Genomic DNA, 20,121 nt, shown 5'->3' with positions numbered 1-20,121 from the left:
TAAAAATCCTTTATTTATAAGTGTAAGAGAAGCCTATTTTAATGGGCTTCTTTTTTTCTATTCTTATTCGAGTACCCGCCATAAATTAAAAATTGTTTAGAAGGATGTTTCAGAAAGGGGTTTTAAAGCGTTTTTATTCGTAAAAAGGACAATCATCATATACGATAAAAATAATTAAGACTTAGGATTCTGCAATTAAAAAGAAATTATTCAAATAGGAGAAAGGTGGTTTGAAATATGAAAATCCGTAAGATTGACCATGTGGGGATAATCGTCAATGATCTTCCTGCAGCGAAAGCATTTTTTCTTGACTTTGGCCTTGAGGTGTTAGGGGAAGGAAAAGTGGAGGGTGAATGGGTGAAGAGGATGGAGCGGGTAATAGGGCTTCAAGATATAAAAGAGGACGTTGCAAAATTGCGAACGTCAGATAGTTACGCAAATATAGAAATAGTAATGCTGCGAACGCCAGACGGTGAGACGAATATTGAACTAGTAAAATTTAACGCGCCATCAAATGAAATAGGCATCCAGCATCCTTTAGCAAATACTTTGGGTATCCAGCATATTGCCTTCAATGTTGAAGATATTGAAGCCCTCGTTAACAAATTGACAAAGAAGGGCGCAGAACTTATTAGTGACATTTATAGGTACGAAAACGCCTATAAACTATGCTACGTTCGTGGGCCAGAAGGAATTATTTTAGAGCTCGCTGAAGAAATCAAATTGAATAGTAATTAACAGCTTGTTAATATGAAAAGAAACCACTGAAATGGTTTCTTTTTTTCTATAGGGAGCTAATACTTATGCTTACATTTCCCCATTTTCTCTCTTGAGATTCTAATTGATCATATAGTCGAAATAGAATAAACCCTAAAATGAATAATTCTTCACTAAAAAAACCAAAAGGCATTCATAATCCTGATTATTGACATTTATCCAAATAAATTATTGCGTTTTTTTCATTGTTTCGCCCTTTCATAAAATCTATAATAACTCTGTAAATGATAATCATTTTCAATTAAAGGTAAATCTGAAAGGGGCAACAAATATGAAGCAATATATAGGAAAGAGAATTATACTATGGGGGAGTTTCCTCCTGTTGCTAATGATATTAGCGGCATGTAGTTCTAATGGCAACACATCTGATGCGCAGAAAAAGGAAAACGAGAAAATAACTCAATCTGATGTGAAAGCAGAGGAAAGTGAGTCAACTGTTCAATATACAACGATTACAGGTGAACAGGTTGAAATACCTGCAAATCCAAAACGAGTCGTTTATATTGGTCAGACAATTGGTGATTTCTTGGCGATGGATATTCCCGTTGTTGGTAATAATCTTCCTAAAGATTCTCCTAGTTACTATGAAGGCAAACTTGAAGGGATAGTTGATATTGGTAATCCTGCTGACTTAGAGACGATTTTGACTTTAAAACCTGATTTGATTATTAATGGCTATTACAAGGCGGATCCAAATCTTAATGAAGAATTGTCAAAAATCGCTACTACGATTCCCTTTAATCCTGCTCTTCCTTATACAGAACGAGTAAAAGAGATGGGGAATATCCTAGATAAGCAGGAAGAAGTAGCTCAATTGCTTGCTAAGTTTGAAACAGAGTCTAAAGAAATGTTTGACAAGTTTCAATTAACAGAAGGGGAAACCGCAACAGTTTTCTATCAGCTAGGAAAGACGCTTTATGTTATGGGTGATCGTAGCCTAGGTGCTATTATTTATGGGAAAAATGGCTTTGCTGTCCCACCAGCAGTACAAAAGAATATTATTGATGTAGAAGGGGTATCTTTCCTAGAGGTTTCCGAAGAGGTGCTTCCTGAGTTTGCTGGTGATCATTTGTTTGTAATTGTACAAGAGGATAGTGAAAGTGAAGCAGAAGCTGATCGGCTGCTACAAAGCCCGATATGGGGAACTTTGCCTGCTGTCAAAAAGGGAAAAGTTTATGTTGTTCCTAATGAATGGAATACAGATAATTTATTAGCTTTGAAGCAATTGTTCCAAAAGCTACCAGAGTGGATGCGCAAACAGTAAAAATTGTATCCGTCCAATCAATTTTTAAACCGCTAGTATTCTAAATAGCACATACTCGAACAATCGTTGATAGTGGGTCATTATATGTTACAATGACGATAATGAGAATCATTTTCAATGTTTGGAGAGTTGCTTATGAATCTGACATCCTTATATATTAGACTACAACACTATGATCGATTTCGAGTTGATCGATTAATGTCAGCTACTAGCCATAATGAGGGAATAAATAATCATGAAACAAATTTATGCACATTATTGATAGCACTCAGTCCTGCCATACGACTGTATGTAGACAAAATGGCAATCGATCTACGACAAGGAAGCTGTACGCTCATTTTGCCTATACAAAGCTACACGGTAGAGTCAAGTAACAAAGAGGCACAGCTTGCTCGCTTTACCTTTGAAACCTTTGAAGTAGAAGGAATGACTTTGAACCGAATTGCTCATCCACCCCTGCTTCATGGTTATCCCTATCATCTGTTGTTTTCTCAAGTCAAGCAGGTATTAGGAAATGAAGCATCGAACAATAATCAATTTTGTTCCTCTCTATCCACATTAGAAATGGCCATGTTGCAAGGTAGACTTCAGCAAATACTAGCTATGATGGTTCAGTTAGATGAACAAGCTAACCAGTTACAGCACGAAGAAAAGACAAAATTGGTTCAACAAACTGTACAGTACATAGAACAGCACTATGATGAGGACTTGACAGTTGAACAATTAGCTAACATGGCTGGAATGGTAAGATGGCAATATAGTCAAAAGTTTAAAATATTGACCGGTAAAAAGCCGACGGATTATTTGACTCATGTACGTATAAACCAGGCAAAAAAAATTCTAAGTAATTCAACTGAGCCATTGAGAAAAATAGCTCGACAAATTGGGTTTAAGGATGAATATTATTTTAGTCGATGCTTTCATAAATTAACCGGAAACACCCCACGTGAATATGCAAACATTCAACTTCATACTCCAGAAAGAACAGTTATCGATTCATTTGGTAGAAAGATTCATGTTCCTAAAGATGCAACACGTATTGTGACTGATGGCAAATTTACACTTGGGGAATTACTTGTTCTAGGCATACCTCCTATAGGGGCGGCCATCTCAATCATGAAAGATAACGTGGTTTATCACAATAAATTAAGGAACATTCATAGTATTGGGCATTGGGTAGATCCGGATAAAATCGCACAGCTGCAGCCAGAGGTATTATTGCTTAGCTATTTTCATCCTGAACATGATTTGCAGAAACTAGATGCGATTGCTCCTACTATTATACTGAATAGCAAGTTTAGTCTATTTGAGCGGTTACGATATATCGCTAAACTATTTGAACGGAGTAAAGCGGCAGAGAAGTGGATTTCTACATATGAGAACAAAGTAAGATTGGTACGTAGGCAATTAGCAGATGTTTATGTTGCTGGGGAGACGGCTACTGTTTATCTCAAGTTAGATACTAAATATTATGTTATGTGTCAGACTGGATTGGCTGCAAGCTTGTATGAATCTCTTGGCTTTCGTCCTACTCCTCAGGTAATGCAGCTAATCGAGCAAGGGCAAGCATGGATAGAAATTCAGCAGCATCAAATAAATCACTATGCTGGAGAGCGTAATTTTATTTTGGCTTCCCCCCAAGAATTACTGACGATTACTCACTGCCCACAAATCGCCACGTTAATCGAGCTAGCTCCTGGTAAGACTCATTTCATAGACTTTACATGGAATCATTGTGATCCCATTACACGTGAACGGTTATTAGAGGTTCTACCGTCTATTTTTAAGAAGAAAGTTATTCGATAATTAAAAAGTAAAACTCGATCCATTAATTGGATTGAGTTTTTGCCATTAATCGTATAATTGCTCACAAATAAATTTAAAAAATATCCTGATATAAAAATCTTTAAAGGCTGTATGAAATTTCTGGTATAATTACATATATCTATGTTTATTTTAAGGAGTGATTTTATGAAAAAGCTATTTATAATAACTAGTTACTTAGGGTTTTTTATAGTAGGAGGTTTGACTTTTACCTACTTTTCAACAACGGAAGCAGCAAGTGACATGAAAAAGATTAGCGTGTTTCAGGATCCAATTAATTATTATGTAGATAAGGTTGAGAAAGTACCGCCAGAAGGTCAATCTGGATTTAATTATCAAGGCACGATATATGTCCCAATGCGATTTATTGCTGAATCTTTAGGTGAAAAAGTAACATGGGATGGGAAAACAAAATCCGTTTATATTGGTGATGTTCCAAAATTCATCGCTTTAAAAGATGTAAAACCTATTGGAAGTGATGAAGACCACTTTTTCCACAATCCAAGCTCTGTCATTATTAGTACAGGTGAAAAATTTGAGCGATCCTATCAGCTTGGTGGTTATCATGGGGGAGGCGCAGTTCAAGACCATACAGTGGAATACTTAGCCAATGGAAATTACAAGGGATTCGAAACCTATTTGGCACCAATTAAAAAATTAGCAGCTAATTCCTTCGGTATAGGTTTCTTGAAAATTTACGCAGATGGGAAATTAGTTTATGATAGTGGAGCAATCAAAGATAAGGTAAAGGTTCATGTTAATTTAGATGGAGTTTCAAAAGTGAAGTTTGAACTTGAAGGCAGTGGTTTAGGTATATTAGATCCTAAATTTATTCAATAAACCTTCTCTACTAATAAACGAAAAAGACGATGACATAATAATTTGTCATCGTCTTATTAAATTTGACCTCTTCATAACTATTTCAAAATAGAGAAATGTCAATACATATTTGTAAATATTTACACTTTTACTTATAAAATAGTTGGATAGTATATGGTATAATTTCATACGATACTTATACATAAAATAGGAAAAGGGAGAGAAAAGAATTTGATGAAAAAGATGATGAAACGAACGAGTGCAGCGTTGCTTGGTGCCTCATTAATGCTGACGACAGTTGTCCCTGTGATTCATGCTGAAGAGCAAAAAAAACCCCTAGTACCGTCGATAAGCGAATGGGCAATAGAAACATTAAATGAGGGCGAAAAATACGGGATTTACTCAACTGAATGGTACTTCGATGGTTTTCTTCAGGAAATTCCAGTGGACAAAGTAAATGAACTACTAGCTTTAACAGAAAAGAAGGTTGCCTCTCTAGGCTTAGCTGAAAATAAACAATACAAACCAGTAAGTGTGAAAAACAATAATACACGTGGTGATATTGTCAATCGCTTGTATAATATTGTAGCACGGTATGATTTACCTGTTGGTACAGATGCTGTTCAATTTATGAAAGAGCAAAATATATTACAAGGCTCTCCCAATGGACTTCAGTTAGAGAAAAAGGCAACCACTCAACAGGCTGTTTTGCTAGCTGTTCGTTTCATTCAGAGTACATATGCACTTGCAGAGCAAGGCTCTAAAGGGGTGGCCTGGGTAGTAGAGGACGAGGATACGCTTATCTACTTATTAGGCTCTATTCATTTAGGAACACCAGACTTATATCCATTCGATAAAAAATTAGTAACGGCATTTGATGAATCTGATGCACTGCTAGTAGAGGCGAATATCTTGGATACGGAAGCACTTGAATACTATTCAGAGAAAGCAATGTATACAGATGGCTCAACATTGAAAGATGCTGTTGCACCAGAAACATATGCGAAGCTTGAACAAGTGGCAAAGCTTTATGATCTGCCAATGGACCAGCTAACAGTTCAAAAGCCGTGGATGCTTTCGAGTGCATTATCGATGCTAGCTATGGACGATTCCTTTGGTATGACACCTCAAGAGATGGCTATGCACGGTATCGATGTCTACTTTTTATTAAATGCACAGTTGCAACAAAAGCCAGTGATTGAATTAGAAGGTACAAGAGCACAGGTTGATATGTTTGAAGGATTATCACCAGAGGCACAGGAGCAGTCATTAGTCGCTGTACTGGATAGTATCATTCATCCAGCGGAAGAAAATCAATCTGAAGTACTTCAAGAGTGGTTTACAAGCTGGAAGCAAGGGAATGTTGAAGAGTTTGCAAAAAGCTTCCAAGCAATGGAAGGTACATCATCTGAATTTAATGAAATGCTATTTGGTCTACGTGATGAACAAATGGCCAAGAAAATCATGAATGTACTGGAAGAAAAAGAAGGTAAGTACTTTGTTGTTGTTGGTTCAGGTCACTTCCTAATCGATAAAAATATTCGCTATCATTTAGAGAAAAACGGCTACAAGGTAAAGCCATTTTATCAATAAAATAGATTGCCCTCGTAAAAGGATAGATTATTTTCTGTCTTTTACGAGGTTTTTTTATGCATGTAAGACAATAATGGTCATATGACCCTAACAATCTAAATAATCGGATTATTGTTGCAACGTAAAAAAAATCGTGTTAGTATTAGTAAAACGTTTTACTAAAACGTTTTACTTGTGAAGGGGATGAACATATTGAGAAATAAACGAATTGCAACGATTGGGGATGCAATGGTCGTTTTTAATCCATCTAAGACAGGTCCTCTACGTTTCGTTCCTTCCTTTGAGCGAGCTGTGGGTGGTGCAGAATTAAATTTTGCGATAGGTGTTACGCGTTTAGATATGGAAGCAAAATGGATTAGTTGTATTGGAGACGATGAATTTGGCAAATTAATTTATAACTTTGCGCGTGGTGAAGGGATTGATGTATCACATGTCTTACGAACACCACATATTCCAACATCTATCTATTTTAAGGAGATTCGGGAAGACGGTGCAGGTAAATCGTTTTACTACCGCAACCCATCACCTTTACTTGAGCTGACAGAAGATCGTATTGATGAGTCAGTACTGGATGATGTGGACTTATTACATATTAGCGGCGTGTATTTAGCGGTATGTGAACATAACATTGAAGTTGCATTGAAATTAATTACTTTAGCACAGGCGAAAAATATTCCAATATCTTTTGATCCAAATTTACGTTTAAAACTATGGACTATAGAAGATGCCCGAGCGGTATACGAAAAAGTGTATCCATCTATCAATCTTCTGTTAACAGGACAGGATGAATTTGAGCTTTTATTTGAAGGGCGTACAATTAAAGACGTTCAAGAGAGTTATAAAATAGATGAAATTATTGTGAAAAAAGGTGAACAAGGCGCCACGGTTTATACAGCCACTGAACAGTATGATCGAGAAGCATTTTCCATTCGTGCCATTGATACAGTTGGAGCAGGGGATGCATTTGATGCTGCCTATGTCTATAGCTATTTAAATGGTGATGATATCGTAGAACGCCTCCGTTTAGCTAATGGTGCAGGTGCATTGGTAGCAACAATTAAAGGAGATAATGAAGGGCTTCCATCCCTGCAAGAATTAAGGCAATTTATTGGTGATGAAAAACTAATTGAGCGTTAGGAGTTGTCAGGAATGCAAAAAATCGAAATTTTGAAAGCGTTGTCAGATGCGAAAATTGTAGCTGTTATTCGTGGGAATTCACCTGAAGAAGCGACGGAAATTTCAAAAGGTGCTATCTCAGGTGGTATTCGAGCAATTGAAATAACGTATACAACGCCTTTTGTTGAAGAAACTTTTAAAGCATTACGCAATAGCGATGCAATAATTGGAGCTGGCACAGTATTGGATGTTGAAACTGCACGCCACGCGATTTTAAACGGTGCTAAATTTGTTGTTAGTCCAAGCTACAACGCTGCAATTGCAAGGCTTTGCAATCGCTATAGCATTCCATATTTACCAGGCTGTATGACCATTACAGAAATGGTGACAGCACTTGAAGGTGGAAGTGACATTATTAAACTATTCCCGGGAAATCAATTTGAACCAAACTTTATTAAAGCCGTTAAAGGGCCTCTACCACATATCACAATTATGCCTACAGGTGGTGTTGGTTTGGCTAATATGAATGAATGGTTAGAAGCAGGCGCAGTTGCAGTTGGGATTGGAAGTGATTTAAATAAAGCATTTGTAAAAGATGGCTATGCAGGTGTAGTGGAACGTGCCAAAGCATATATCGAAAATCTATCAAACTAGGAGGTAATGACGTATGAATATGACATTTAGATGGTATGGTCGTGGCAATGATACAGTGAAATTAGAAGATGTGAAGCAAATACCAAATGTAAAAGGTATTGTTTGGGCACTCCATCACCTACCAGCAGGAGAGGTATGGACTAAAGAGGCTATTCAAGATGAAGTTGACTATATTCAATCGTTCGGATTCCATACAGATGTCGTGGAAAGTGTCAATGTCCATGAAGATATTAAATTAGGATTGTCAACACGTGATCAATATATAGAAAACTATAAACAATCTATTCGCAACCTTGGTGAAGTGGGTGTCAAAGTTATTTGCTATAACTTCATGCCCGTATTTGATTGGACACGTACAGATTTATTCCATCCATTAGAAGATGGCTCAACGGCTCTCTATTTTGATAAGGAAAAGGTCATGAACTTAGATCCACAAGAACTGGTGAATGAAGTAAGCGCATCTTCGGATTTAACCCTTCCAGGATGGGAACCAGAACGATTAGCTCGACTTTCAGAATTATTTGAGCAGTACAAAGAAGTAGATGAAGTTAAACTTTGGGATAACTTAACTTACTTCTTACAAGCTATTTTACCAGTTGCGGAAGAGGTAGGTATTCAAATGGCGATTCATCCAGATGATCCACCGTATTCAATCTTTGGCTTACCTCGCATTATTACAGGAGCAGAAAGCTATGAAAAATTAATTAAAATCTCTGATTCCATGGCAAATGGCTTTACGTTCTGCTCAGGTTCAATGGGAGCAGACCCACAAAATGATATGGTAGCCATCGCTGAAAAATATGCATATCGTGCTCCGTTTGCTCATATCCGCAATGTCAAGATTATGGAAAATGGTAGTTTCTTTGAAACATCACATTTTACATCGGATGGTTCAATCGATATTAAAAATATTGTACGTACATTAAATGACCAAAACTATGAAGGTTATGTACGTCCAGATCATGGTCGTCATATTTGGGGAGAACAATGTCGTCCAGGCTACGGCTTATATGATCGAGCACTTGGCATTATGTATTTAAATGGACTTTGGGATGCTTATGAAAATCTGAAGAAATAGGTGACGTGTATGAAAGCACTACAAGTAATCAAACCTTTTGAAATGGCTTTAATTGACGTAGCAGAACCAGTAATAACAAAGTCAACAGATGTCCTTGTTCAAACAGAATATGTTGGTATTTGTGGCTCAGACATGCATATTTATCATGGCTCGAATCCATTAGCGACATTGCCTCGTGTACCTGGGCATGAAGTTGCTGGCCGAGTGTTAGAGGTTGGTCAAGACGTACAAGGTTTAAAAGCTGGTGACAAGGTTGTAGTCGAACCAATTCGTTATTGTGGTGAGTGCTATGCTTGCCGTAAAGGACAACCAAATGTCTGCGAACAACTTTCTGTTTTTGGTGTTCATGAAGATGGAGGCATGCGTGAGCGTTTTGTTGTAGCTGAAAAGCAATTGCATAAAGTAGCAGACCACACTTCTTTAGAAGAGGCAGTCTTAATTGAACCTTATACAATTGGCGCGCAGGCAGTATATCGTGGTGAATTACAGGCTGGTGAGACACTATTGATTCAAGGGGCCGGACCGATTGGCATTTGTATTTTAAAGATGGCTAAATTAATAGATGCACGCGTGATGATTTCTGATCTGGATCCAGCAAAGCTCTCATTTGCAAAAGAACTTGGTGCAGATGTAGTTGTTAATGTAAACGAGCAAGATTTATTAGAGGCTGTTAACCAATGGACAGATGGAGTAGGTGTCAATGTATCTATTGATGCAGTTTGTATTCCACTAACATTTAAGCAATCTATCGATGCTGTTTCAGTTGCTGGGAGAGTAGTAGTCCTTAGCTTTGGAGAGGAAGCCATTGAGCTTGCCCCACTACCAATTACGAAAAAGGAATTATCGATAAAAGGCTCACGTTTACAAACATTCCAATTTGAAAATGTAGTGAAGCTTGTTGATGCTGGAAAGCTACAGCATCAAGGTTTAATTTCACATACTTTCTCATTACATGAAGCAAAAGAAGCATTTGAATATATAGAAAAAAACCAAAATGAAGTACGTAAAGTTATTTTAAAAGTAGGTGAGTAAGGTGCATGAAGCATTGCAAAATAAAGTGGCTGTTGTAACGGGTGGTAGTGGAGTTCTTTGCTCAGAGATGGCAATAGAATTGGCTAGGCAAGGTATGCGAGTTGCTATTTTAAATCGTACGGCGCAAAAAGGAGAAGCAGTCGTCCGATCGATTACAGAAAATGGCGGAGAAGCAATTAATTTTTCTGTGGATGTTTTAAACAAAGAGTCGTTAATAGCAGCGAGACAAGCAATTTTACAGCAATATGGTCAAATTGATGTACTGATTAATGGAGCGGGCGGCAATCATCCAGATGCCATTACGGCTGATGAAGTATATAAAGAACAATCGACTACACCAAATTTCTTTGAATTAACACCAAGTGGTTTTGAAAGCGTATTCTCGAATAATTTTACAGGAACATTTTTGGCTGCCCAAGTTTTTGGTGAAGCATTGCTGAGAACGAAGGGGACGATTATTAATATTTCATCCATGAGTTCCTATGCCCCTATGACAAAAGTGCCTGCATATAGCGCGGCAAAGGCAGCGATTAATAACTTTACGCAATGGATGGCGGTGCATTTTGCAGAAGCAGGTTTACGTGTTAATGCCATTGCACCTGGATTTTTTATTACCGAACAAAACCGTAATTTATTGCTAACAGAAGATGGTTCATTAACTGCACGTTCAGAAAAAATCATTACAGCTACACCACAAAAGCGTTTTGGAAAACCACAAGATTTATTAGGAACTTTATTATTTTTAGCTGATGATACATACTCAGCATTTGTCACTGGCGTAACAATTCCTGTTGATGGTGGATTTATGGCTTATTCAGGCGTTTAACAAAGGGGATTTATTTCAAATTTAGGGGTGAATGATATGAAACAACAAGGTATTTTTGGAGACGGCAAAACGGTTGTAATTGTCATGCTATTTTTAGCGGGTGTCATTAACTATTTAGATCGTTCAGCACTATCAATTGCAGCACCATTTATTCAAGAAGATATTCATCTAACGTCAACCCAATTAGGGATTATCTTTAGTAGCTTCTCTGTTGGGTATGCCATTTTTAACTTCTTAGGTGGAATGGCTTCCGATAAATTTGGTGCCAAGTTAACGCTATTTGTAGCGATGATTGTATGGTCTTTATTTAGTGGAGCAATGGTTTTAGTCGTTGGGTTCGCATCGTTGATTATTGTTCGTATTGTATTTGGTATGGCGGAAGGGCCATTGTCATCAACCATAAATAAAATGGTGAATAACTGGTTTCCTGCGGATAAACGTGCCTCTGTAGTAGGGCTAGCCAATAGTGGTACGCCACTTGGTGGTGCAATCGCAGGTCCAATCGTTGGTTATATTGCATTAGCATATGGATGGAAATATTCATTTATTGCGATCATGATCCTTGGATTTATTTGGGCAATCGTATGGTTTAAAGTGGTGAAAGAAAAGCCAAACAAAGAAGACAGTGTAGAATCAATGGCAAACTTAGAGATTGCAGCAGAAGATATCAATCATAGTCGTGGTCTATCTTATTATTTAAAACAACCAACAGTATTATTTACTGCTTTTTCGTTCTTTGCCTATAACTATATCCTATTCTTTTTCTTAACTTGGTTCCCAAGCTATCTAGTAGAAGCTCGTGGAATGGCTGTAAAAGATATGAGTATTGTAACGGTTATTCCGTGGATTTTAGGATTCCTAGGTTTAGCATTGAGTGGAATTGTCTCAGATTTCATTTACAAACGCTTTATGCGTAAGGGAGTTTTATTCTCTCGTAAAGTCGTTCTAGTGACATGTTTATTCTTAGCAGCTGTATCGATTGGCTGTGCAGGTATTGTAACAACAACAGTTAGTGCTGTTGCGCTTGTTGCTACCTCTGTTTTCTTCTTATATTTAACAGGGGCTATTTACTGGGCAATCATTAATGATGTGGTGGAATCTAAGTATGTTGGATCTGTTGGCGGCTTTATGCACTTCCTTGCAAACACAGCTGGTATTATTGGGCCAACTTTAACAGGTTTCCTAGTAGACAGAACAGGAACATTCTCCGCAGCTTTCCTACTTGCAGGTGGCTTAGCGGTCATCGCTTCATTAGCAGTTATTAAATTTGTTACACCAATTGTTCATAAAGAATTAGCTTAAAAATAGAAAGGATGGATTCAAATGAACAATCAATCAGTTATTAAAATTCATCCGATGGACAATGTTGCCATAGCCTTGAGTGATCTTCCTCAAGGCTTTTTACTTCCATTGGATGGAAAGGAAATAACGTTACAGCAACAAGTACTACGTGGGCATAAGATCGCCATCAAGACTCTTTCTAAAGATGCACACATCACGAAATATGGTTTTTCAATTGGTCATGCGACAGAAGAAATCCTAGCAGGTAGCTGGGTTCATTCCCATAACATGAAAACCAATTTATCGGGTGAATTAAGCTATGAATTTAATCCAAAAACACATACCGTAGCCGAGTCTCGTCATGCACAGCGCACGTTCAAGGGGTATCGTAGAAAAGATGGTCAGGCTGGTGTACGAAATGAAATTTGGATTATTAATACGGTTGGATGTATTAACAAAGTAGCTGAAAACTTGGCGAAGTTAGGCAACCAATTATTGAAGGTTGACAATTTTGATGGTGTACAGCATTTCGCTCATCCATATGGTTGCTCACAACTTGGTGATGATTTAACGTATACACAAAAAATCTTAGCTAATTTAATTCATCACCCTAATGCAGGGGCAGTCATTGTATTAGGGCTAGGATGTGAGAACAATTATATTGAGCTCTTTAAGAAAACAATTGGTCATTATGATGAACAACGCGTTTCCTTTTTAAATGTTCAAGAATCAGCAGATGAAATGGAAGAGGGTCAACAACTGCTTGAAAAAGCCTTTGACTATGTGACGACATTTGACAGACAAACATTACCTATTTCAGAACTGAAAATTGGTTTGAAATGTGGTGGTAGTGATGGTTTCTCTGGCATTACCGCTAATCCGATGATTGGTGTATTTTCTGACCAGTTGATCTCAGCTGGAGGTGCAACGGTGTTAACGGAAGTTCCAGAGATGTTTGGTGCTGAACAAATTTTAATGGAACGTGCAAAAGATGCCTCTGTTTTTGAGGATATTGTGCATTTAGTAAATGACTTTAAACAGTATTTTATGAAATATAATCAACCTGTCTATGAAAATCCCTCTCCAGGAAATAAAGCGGGTGGAATAACAACATTGGAAGAAAAATCACTTGGCTGTATACAAAAAGGGGGCTTTCAAGAGGTAAAAGAAGTGCTTGATTATGGCGAACGTATGACAACAAAGGGGCTACATTTACTAAACGGTCCAGGAAATGATCTTGTTTCAACAACAGCATTGGCCTCAACAGGCTGCCAAATCGTCCTTTTCTCAACTGGTAGGGGAACACCCTTTGGAGGACCTACACCAACAGTCAAAATTTCAACAAACACACCACTTTATGAACGAAAAAAAATTGGATTGACTTTAACGCAGGGCAGTTAGTGGATGGGAAGCCGATGGATGTATTAGTCGATGAATTTATGGATTATATAGTAGCGCTAGCTTCAGGTGAAGTGCAAACGAATAATGAGAAATATGGATTCAAAGAAATCGCCATTTTTAAAGATGGCGTGACGATGTAGGAGATAAATGAAATGAAACATCCTATTAAAATTATGCAAATAGGTGATGGGAATTTTATCAGAGGCTTTTTTGACCTAGCAGTTGAAAAACTACAAGTCCCTTGCAGTATTGTTTCTGTCGCAGCAACAGCAAGAGGAAAAACAGTTAAACTGCTAGAAGAACAACAGCTGCAATTCACTGTGATGGAACGTGGGCTAAAAAACGGTGAGGTCGTAGAAGAAGAAACCACTGTTAAGATTATTCAAGATACTATTCTTCCATATGAGAACTGGCCTACATTTTTACAATACGCACAGTCTGAGACATTAGAAATGATTGTGTCTAATACAACAGAGGCAGGGATTTATTATGAAAATATTCCTTATCCTACGGCTTGTCCAACAAGCTATGCAGCAAAGTTAACCGTCTTTCTAGAACAATATTACAAACATTTTCAAGGTGAAAAACAAGTGGCAATTGTGCCTTTGGAATTAATAGAACAGAATGGCTCTACATTAAAAACAATTTGTCTACAGCATGCTAAAGACTGGAAGTTGCCTACAGCATTTAATGATTGGCTTACTACGTTAACTTTTTGTAATACACTTGTAGACCGTATTGTAACAGGTTATCCACAGGATTATCAGGGGGAGGATGCCCTTTACACAGTTTGTGAACCGTATTTCTTATTTATAATTGACCAAAAAGAGCCATTTAAACATTGGCCAACAAGTCATGATTTCCCTTTTGTCTTTGATGATTTAGACATGTATCGAAAACGCAAAGTTGCCATTTTAAATGGTAGTCATATTTTGCTTTCAGCATTCGGCAAGATTTTTAACTATAAAACTGTAAGAGAGGCATTTTCACATGCAGGTGTCCGAGCCTTTATTGAAAAAGTAACAAACGATTTTACCCAACGCTTCCAAGTGGATGAGCACTATCAGCAAGATGTCTTTGAACGTTTTTTAAACCCATTTATTGAGCATCAGCTATATGATATTCAATTAAATGAGTTATCCAAGTGGCAAACACGTATTGCCCCTTACGCTGAAACAGAAATATACTATCAAGCTTTAGCAATAGGGATATATGCAATGAATCCAACACGCTTTTCCGTGCGTGAATCTGATCAAATTATTGAAAAACTGACTGAAATCCATAACTATTTTGAACAAGGTCAGTCAGAGCCAATGCAACAATTTATCGAACAATATTTCCAGTGTGATGCAGCAGAGGTTATTCAGCAATTATCTACAATTACTAGTTTATTGGAGGCAATAGCATGCGACAATTAATCATTAATGAACCGTTTCAAATGGTGGAACGTGAAGTAGACAAGCCTAGTATTGAAGGAAGTCATGATGTTTTATTAAAAATCACGCATATTGGTGTATGTGGAACAGACACACATGCTTTTGCAGGTGAACAACCATTCTTTAGTTATCCACGAGTGTTAGGCCACGAACTAGCTGCAATCGTGGAAGAAGTCGGTGAAGCAGTTAAGGACATCCAAGTAGGAGATCGTGCAACAGTTATTCCATACATCCATTGTGGAGAGTGTGTTGCATGTCGTCGAGGTCAAACAAACTGCTGTAAATCTTTGAAAGTATTAGGTGTACATATGGATGGTGGTATGGGCGAATATATCGTAGTTGATGACAGTATTGTAATTACTGATAATGCTGTGTCAGGTGACCAATTAGCCATTGTGGAGCCATTAGCTATTGGTGCCCATGCAGTACGTCGTTCGGAACTAACAGAAAATGATACGGTACTTGTTATCGGTGCAGGGCCAATTGGATTAGGAGCAGCACGTTTTGCTAAGTTACGCGGTGCAAAAACAGTATTAATGGATTTGAACGAAGAACGTTTAAAAGAAGGACAGGCATGGTCGGAAGCGGATGGTGTGATTGTTGGTAGCCATGACATAATGGCGCAGTTACATGAAAAATTTAATGGTGAACTTCCTACAGTTGTCTTTGATGCAACAGGCAATCAACAATCAATGGAATCCTCATTTCAATACGTAGAAAATAGTGGCACATTAGTGTTTATTGGTTTAATGAAGAAAACCATTACATTTAATGATCCTGAATTTCATTCAAAGGAATTAACATTGAAGAGCAGCCGTAATGCTACGTTAGAAGATTTTGAGACGGTTATGAACTACATGCAGTCAGGAGCTATAAAGAAAGGCTATGTTACGAAGCATATTGCATTCGATGAAGCTATTTCTTACTTTGAGGCAAAACAATACAACACAAATAAAGCACAAATCTATTTTAAATAATGGGGAGGATTTTCAATGAATATTTCTGTACCAGCATTAAAAAAAATAGTAGTTCAAAAATTCACAACTGAAGGTGTTGAAGCTGAAACAGCAGCGCAAGTAGCAGATGTTTTGATTTATGCCGATTTACGTGGTGTCAGTTCTCACGGTGTTATGCGCGTGGAGCATTATATAACACGTTTACAGGCAGGTGGAATAACGAAAAACCCTCATTTTTCAGTAGAAAAAAGAGGCACAAATCACCTTCTTTTTAAGGGGGATAATGGCTTTGGGCATATCATTTGTAAGGAAGCTATGGATGAAACCATTAAAGTGGCTAAGGAACATGGCTCATGTACAACGATTATTCAAGAGAGTAGCCATTGTGGGGCACTCGGCTATTTTCTTGAACAAGCCACGAGTGAAAATTTAATTGCTATTATGTGCTCTCAAACGGACTCCGCAGTTGTTCCTTTTGGCGGAAAAGAGCCTTACTTTGGTACGAATCCAATTGCTTATGGTTTTCCAACCAACGATAAACCGATTATTTTGGACATGGCAACAAGCAATGTAGCGCTAGGGAAAATTCTATATGCACGTGAAAAAGGGGAGACAATTCCAAATACATGGGGAGTTGATGCACAAGGAGCACCAACTACAGACCCACACCAAGTAAAATCTTTAACACCGTTTGCAGGGCCAAAAGGATATGGTATGGCACTTGTAGTAGATGTTCTTTCTGGAATTTTAGCAAGTGCAGCTTTTGGTCCTCACATTTCAAAAATGTATGGTGATTACGAACAGAAACGTAATCTAGGACAATATTTATATGTATTAGATCCAAATATTTTTGGAGATGTAAATCAATTCAAAGCAAATATCTCGAAAATGATAAATGAATTACATGATGCGCCAACAGCACCAAATTTTGATCAGGTACTAGTGCCTGGTGAAATTGAACAGATACGTAGTTTGGAAACAATGGATAAGGGCATTGACTTACCTGAACAAGTATATAACTATTTGACTAGTTAATTTAACCAGTAAAGTATGCTATGCTACATAATACCAAGGAGAGTTTTCATATTATAGGTAGGAGATTGATTTTAGTGAAAAAAACAACAATTGCCGATGTTGCACAATATGCAAATGTTTCGAATAGTACAGTATCGCAATATTTGAATAAGCGATATGAATATATGAGTACAGAGACTCGTAAGAAAATTGAAGAGGCTATTGAAGCATTGCAATATCGTCCAAATTTAATGGCTCGTAGCTTAAAACAGAAATCTACCTTTACAATTGGTATTATTGTGGCGAATATTATCCATGACTTTTCAACAAAAATAATAAATGCATTGGAAGCAGAGTTCGATAAAGAAGGCTTTCATATGATTGTGTGTAACTCAGCGGATAACCCTAAAAAAGAGAAAAAACATATCGAAACTTTACTAGAAAAACAGGTGGATGGCTTAATCGTTTTTCCAACAGGAGAAAACAAAAATCTCTACATAAGGCTTCATCAACAAGCAATGCCAATCGTTTTTATTGACCGTTTTATTGAGGGAGTAGATATTCCTGCTGTATTGCTTGATAATTTTTCTGCCATGGATACGGCAGTGGAGACATTTCGAAAGCAACCAATAGCCATTATCACTACTTCTTTAGCCTTACCGATTACTCCTCGTGTCGAACGTTTAGAAGGATTTCGTCAAGCGCTCAGAAATAGGAATCTGTTGATCGATGAGCGCTATATAAAAAATGGTGAGCCAGCTCAGATGACAGAGATTTTTAATCAATTATTTACGTTGGAGCAACCACCAAGAGGAATCATTGCGGCAAATGATCGTATTTTCCAAGAATTAATGCTTTATATTAAAAAAAGAAACTTACATGTGCCTAATGATGTACAAGTAATTGCTGTGGATGATGTACCATATGCCAATTTTTTAACACCTTCCATTACAACATTGCAACAGCCCATTTTACCAATGGCACAGAAAGCGGCATCATTGCTCTTAGCAAAAATTAAAAAAGAACATCTAGCTGATGACCACAAACTATATCGCTTCAAACCGATATTAATCGATCGAGATTCAACTAACTAAAAAGGCAACCCAAAGCTATGAACTTAGCTAAGGGTTGCTATTTTTAGTTGCACAGCTATTCATCGATAGATATGATTATCTAAAGGAATACTTTTATGTCAAAAAAGACCAATCATTCATTTTGGTGATAGAAAGGGGACTTATGAGCATTGCTAGGAAGTATTGGCTCATTCTATTTGGCTTTGGTTTCTCGTATTTAGGAAATTGGGTGAATCTAGTTGCGCTCAATTTATTAGTTTGGCATTTAACAGAATCGCCTACTGCTATGGCAAGTATATTTATTGTAGGACCGATTGCTCGAATTTTAACAAGCTTTTTTGCAGGCTCCATCATTGATCGATCGAATAAACAAAAATTAATGATCTATAGTGATATTATTCGTGGCATATTGATTTTATTGTTACCTTTTACGTCCTCTATTTGGCTCATCTATTGTGTTTTATTTTTATCTAATATAGCAAGTAGCTTTTTTGGGCCAAGTAGTACCTATTATATTTCGAAATATATACCAGATGAAGATAAACAATCCTTTAATGCAATATTAGGAATGTTTAGCTCAGGCTCATTTTTAATTGGGCCAGCATTGGCTGGGTTTATCATTGCCATTTCCAATATTTCTATAGCGTTTTGGTTTAATGCTTTGACGTTCTTTATCTGTGCACTCTCCATTTTTAAGCTTCCCGCAGTAGAAGATCATCAGGACATGCACCGAAAACCCATTACTTGGAGGATGCTAAAAGAGGATTATGGTATTGTCTACGCCTATATAAAAAAAGAGCAAGTCTTTGCCAAAGTATTTCTTTATTTTCAAGGTGCATTGATGATTGCCTTTGCATTAGATTCACAGGAAGCTACATTTATTAAACAAAACCTTCAAGCTTCAGATAGTCTATATGGTGTCATCGTTAGTATCGCTGGAATTGGAGCTATTATTGGTGGAGCAATGGCTGCTCGCTATGCTAAAAGATTTTCAACAAGACAATATATTGTCTATGGTCTGCTTTTGACCACACTTTGCTATACATTGTTTTACTCTTCACCGAATGTGGCAATGGCGATTATTAGCTTTATAGCATTAGGAGTATGTATGTCATTTTGTAATGCGGGCTACAGCACCTTTTATCAAATAAGTGTACCGACATCAATTATGGGCCGTTTTGGTAGTGTTTCAACGATGGTCATTAATGTGCTACAGATTGTCTTTACGTTAGCCTTAGGGTTGCTATCGGAATGGCTCTCCCTACAAATGGTCTGCATTGTCTTTGGAATTGTAGCTATTTTCCTCTCCCTAGTTTTATATGTATTTATGCATTCAAAATCTGCCTATGAAGGTTTGAAGGAAGAGATTGTCTAAAAATCCTGTCAGGTGGAAACTTAATTGCTTTTAATGAAGGTAGAATTATTGGATAGATAGCGTTTAAAGGATGTTATTTTAGTAAAAGTTAGCACTCATATAATGATAAAATCATTCCAAAATAACCTTATGTCATAATTTGAGGAGGTTAACATGGCTAATTCAAGACATCGAAAACCAGATGATCGCTCCAATAATGTTGAACGCATTCGTGATATTGTTAAAAATACTGAGGAGAAAGTGCAGGAAGCAGAAATTAGTATGGAATTTGCAGATCCTCTAGAAAGTAACAGGCTAAAGGAAAAAAATAAGCGACGTAAACAGTCAATTGAAGCTTTAAAAGATGAAATGAAAGATGAAATGACAGCACGAAAAAAAGGTGAAGTTTAAAATTAGTTTCTAGAAGAATCAAATGTGATTCATGATATTGCCTTCGCTCACCATTTCCCAATAGCCAAAAACAGATGGATTAGATGTTCCATAACGGACCTCTATTGCCATCTGTTTTTTTGTACATTAACTGGATCTTTTTACATAAACACTAAATTAAAAAAGTACGTATATGAATTTCTTAAAAAAATGAACCTTTTCAAGTAGTCATT

General features: G+C 37.2%; 17 protein-coding genes and 1 pseudogene. All 18 read left to right on the top strand.

Translation table 11 applies throughout. The features are described from left to right. Nucleotides 1-237 precede the first annotated feature (237 nt). Nucleotides 238-738 (top strand): VOC family protein, encoded by a 501-nt coding sequence (locus tag LBYS11_RS21860; RefSeq protein ID WP_103118985.1) that lies wholly within the window; start codon nucleotides 238-240, stop codon nucleotides 736-738. A gap of 310 nt (nucleotides 739-1,048) precedes the next feature. Continuing rightward, a complete protein-coding gene (locus LBYS11_RS21855) occupies nucleotides 1,049-2,041 on the top strand; it encodes an ABC transporter substrate-binding protein (protein WP_048393947.1) in 993 nt (330 codons plus the stop codon). Nucleotides 2,042-2,176: 135 nt separating this feature from the next. After that, nucleotides 2,177-3,847, top strand: a complete 1,671-nt coding sequence (locus tag LBYS11_RS21850; RefSeq protein ID WP_103118984.1) for a helix-turn-helix domain-containing protein — start codon at nucleotides 2,177-2,179, stop codon at nucleotides 3,845-3,847. Nucleotides 3,848-4,012: 165 nt separating this feature from the next. After that, nucleotides 4,013-4,705: a stalk domain-containing protein gene (locus LBYS11_RS21845; protein WP_048393950.1), complete on the top strand. Its 693-nt coding sequence runs from the start codon at nucleotides 4,013-4,015 to the stop codon at nucleotides 4,703-4,705. A gap of 222 nt (nucleotides 4,706-4,927) precedes the next feature. Continuing rightward, nucleotides 4,928-6,277 carry a TraB/GumN family protein gene (locus LBYS11_RS21840; RefSeq protein WP_233732238.1) on the top strand — a complete coding sequence of 450 codons (1,350 nt, stop codon included), beginning with the start codon at nucleotides 4,928-4,930 and terminating at the stop codon, nucleotides 6,275-6,277. 183 nt (nucleotides 6,278-6,460) lie between these two features. Continuing rightward, nucleotides 6,461-7,414, top strand: a complete 954-nt coding sequence (locus tag LBYS11_RS21835) for a sugar kinase (RefSeq protein ID WP_054549722.1) — start codon at nucleotides 6,461-6,463, stop codon at nucleotides 7,412-7,414. 12 nt (nucleotides 7,415-7,426) lie between these two features. After that, nucleotides 7,427-8,047 carry a bifunctional 2-keto-4-hydroxyglutarate aldolase/2-keto-3-deoxy-6-phosphogluconate aldolase gene (locus tag LBYS11_RS21830; RefSeq protein ID WP_066037922.1) on the top strand — a complete coding sequence of 207 codons (621 nt, stop codon included), beginning with the start codon at nucleotides 7,427-7,429 and terminating at the stop codon, nucleotides 8,045-8,047. A 13-nt stretch (nucleotides 8,048-8,060) separates the two neighbouring features. Continuing rightward, the gene (gene uxuA / locus LBYS11_RS21825) at nucleotides 8,061-9,125 is read left to right on the top strand and encodes a mannonate dehydratase (RefSeq protein ID WP_103118982.1); all 1,065 of its coding nucleotides are present in this window, start codon (nucleotides 8,061-8,063) and stop codon (nucleotides 9,123-9,125) included. 9 nt (nucleotides 9,126-9,134) lie between these two features. After that, nucleotides 9,135-10,157 (top strand): zinc-binding alcohol dehydrogenase family protein, encoded by a 1,023-nt coding sequence (locus LBYS11_RS21820; RefSeq protein ID WP_103118981.1) that lies wholly within the window; start codon nucleotides 9,135-9,137, stop codon nucleotides 10,155-10,157. Further along, nucleotides 10,150-10,983, top strand: a complete 834-nt coding sequence (locus LBYS11_RS21815; RefSeq protein WP_103118980.1) for an SDR family oxidoreductase — start codon at nucleotides 10,150-10,152, stop codon at nucleotides 10,981-10,983. The genes LBYS11_RS21820 and LBYS11_RS21815 overlap by 8 nt, the downstream gene beginning before the upstream one ends. A 36-nt stretch (nucleotides 10,984-11,019) precedes the next feature. After that, nucleotides 11,020-12,285: an MFS transporter gene (locus LBYS11_RS21810; protein WP_048393958.1), complete on the top strand. Its 1,266-nt coding sequence runs from the start codon at nucleotides 11,020-11,022 to the stop codon at nucleotides 12,283-12,285. 21 nt (nucleotides 12,286-12,306) lie between these two features. After that, a pseudogene (locus LBYS11_RS21805) lies at nucleotides 12,307-13,805 on the top strand (UxaA family hydrolase). A 12-nt stretch (nucleotides 13,806-13,817) separates the two neighbouring features. Beyond that, nucleotides 13,818-15,083, top strand: a complete 1,266-nt coding sequence (locus LBYS11_RS21800) for a mannitol dehydrogenase family protein (protein WP_103118979.1) — start codon at nucleotides 13,818-13,820, stop codon at nucleotides 15,081-15,083. Further along, nucleotides 15,071-16,078: a zinc-binding alcohol dehydrogenase family protein gene (locus tag LBYS11_RS21795; protein ID WP_054549717.1), complete on the top strand. Its 1,008-nt coding sequence runs from the start codon at nucleotides 15,071-15,073 to the stop codon at nucleotides 16,076-16,078. The genes LBYS11_RS21800 and LBYS11_RS21795 overlap by 13 nt, the downstream gene beginning before the upstream one ends. 15 nt (nucleotides 16,079-16,093) lie before the next feature. Continuing rightward, on the top strand, nucleotides 16,094-17,092 hold the full coding sequence (gene allD / locus LBYS11_RS21790; protein WP_103118978.1) for an ureidoglycolate dehydrogenase: 999 nt from the start codon (nucleotides 16,094-16,096) through the stop codon (nucleotides 17,090-17,092). A 74-nt stretch (nucleotides 17,093-17,166) separates the two neighbouring features. Continuing rightward, nucleotides 17,167-18,165 (top strand): LacI family DNA-binding transcriptional regulator, encoded by a 999-nt coding sequence (locus LBYS11_RS21785; RefSeq protein WP_103118977.1) that lies wholly within the window; start codon nucleotides 17,167-17,169, stop codon nucleotides 18,163-18,165. A 142-nt stretch (nucleotides 18,166-18,307) separates the two neighbouring features. Beyond that, nucleotides 18,308-19,519: an MFS transporter gene (locus tag LBYS11_RS21780; protein ID WP_103118976.1), complete on the top strand. Its 1,212-nt coding sequence runs from the start codon at nucleotides 18,308-18,310 to the stop codon at nucleotides 19,517-19,519. A 153-nt stretch (nucleotides 19,520-19,672) separates the two neighbouring features. Then, nucleotides 19,673-19,909, top strand: a complete 237-nt coding sequence (locus tag LBYS11_RS21775; protein WP_066037929.1) for a small acid-soluble spore protein Tlp — start codon at nucleotides 19,673-19,675, stop codon at nucleotides 19,907-19,909. Nucleotides 19,910-20,121 lie beyond the last annotated feature (212 nt).

The sequence above is a fragment of the Lysinibacillus sp. YS11 genome (genome assembly GCF_002896375.1).
GTDB lineage: Bacteria > Bacillota > Bacilli > Bacillales_A > Planococcaceae > Lysinibacillus > Lysinibacillus capsici.
The sequence above is the reverse complement of the archived record's forward strand: the minus strand, read 5'-3'. Positions and strand labels throughout refer to the sequence as shown.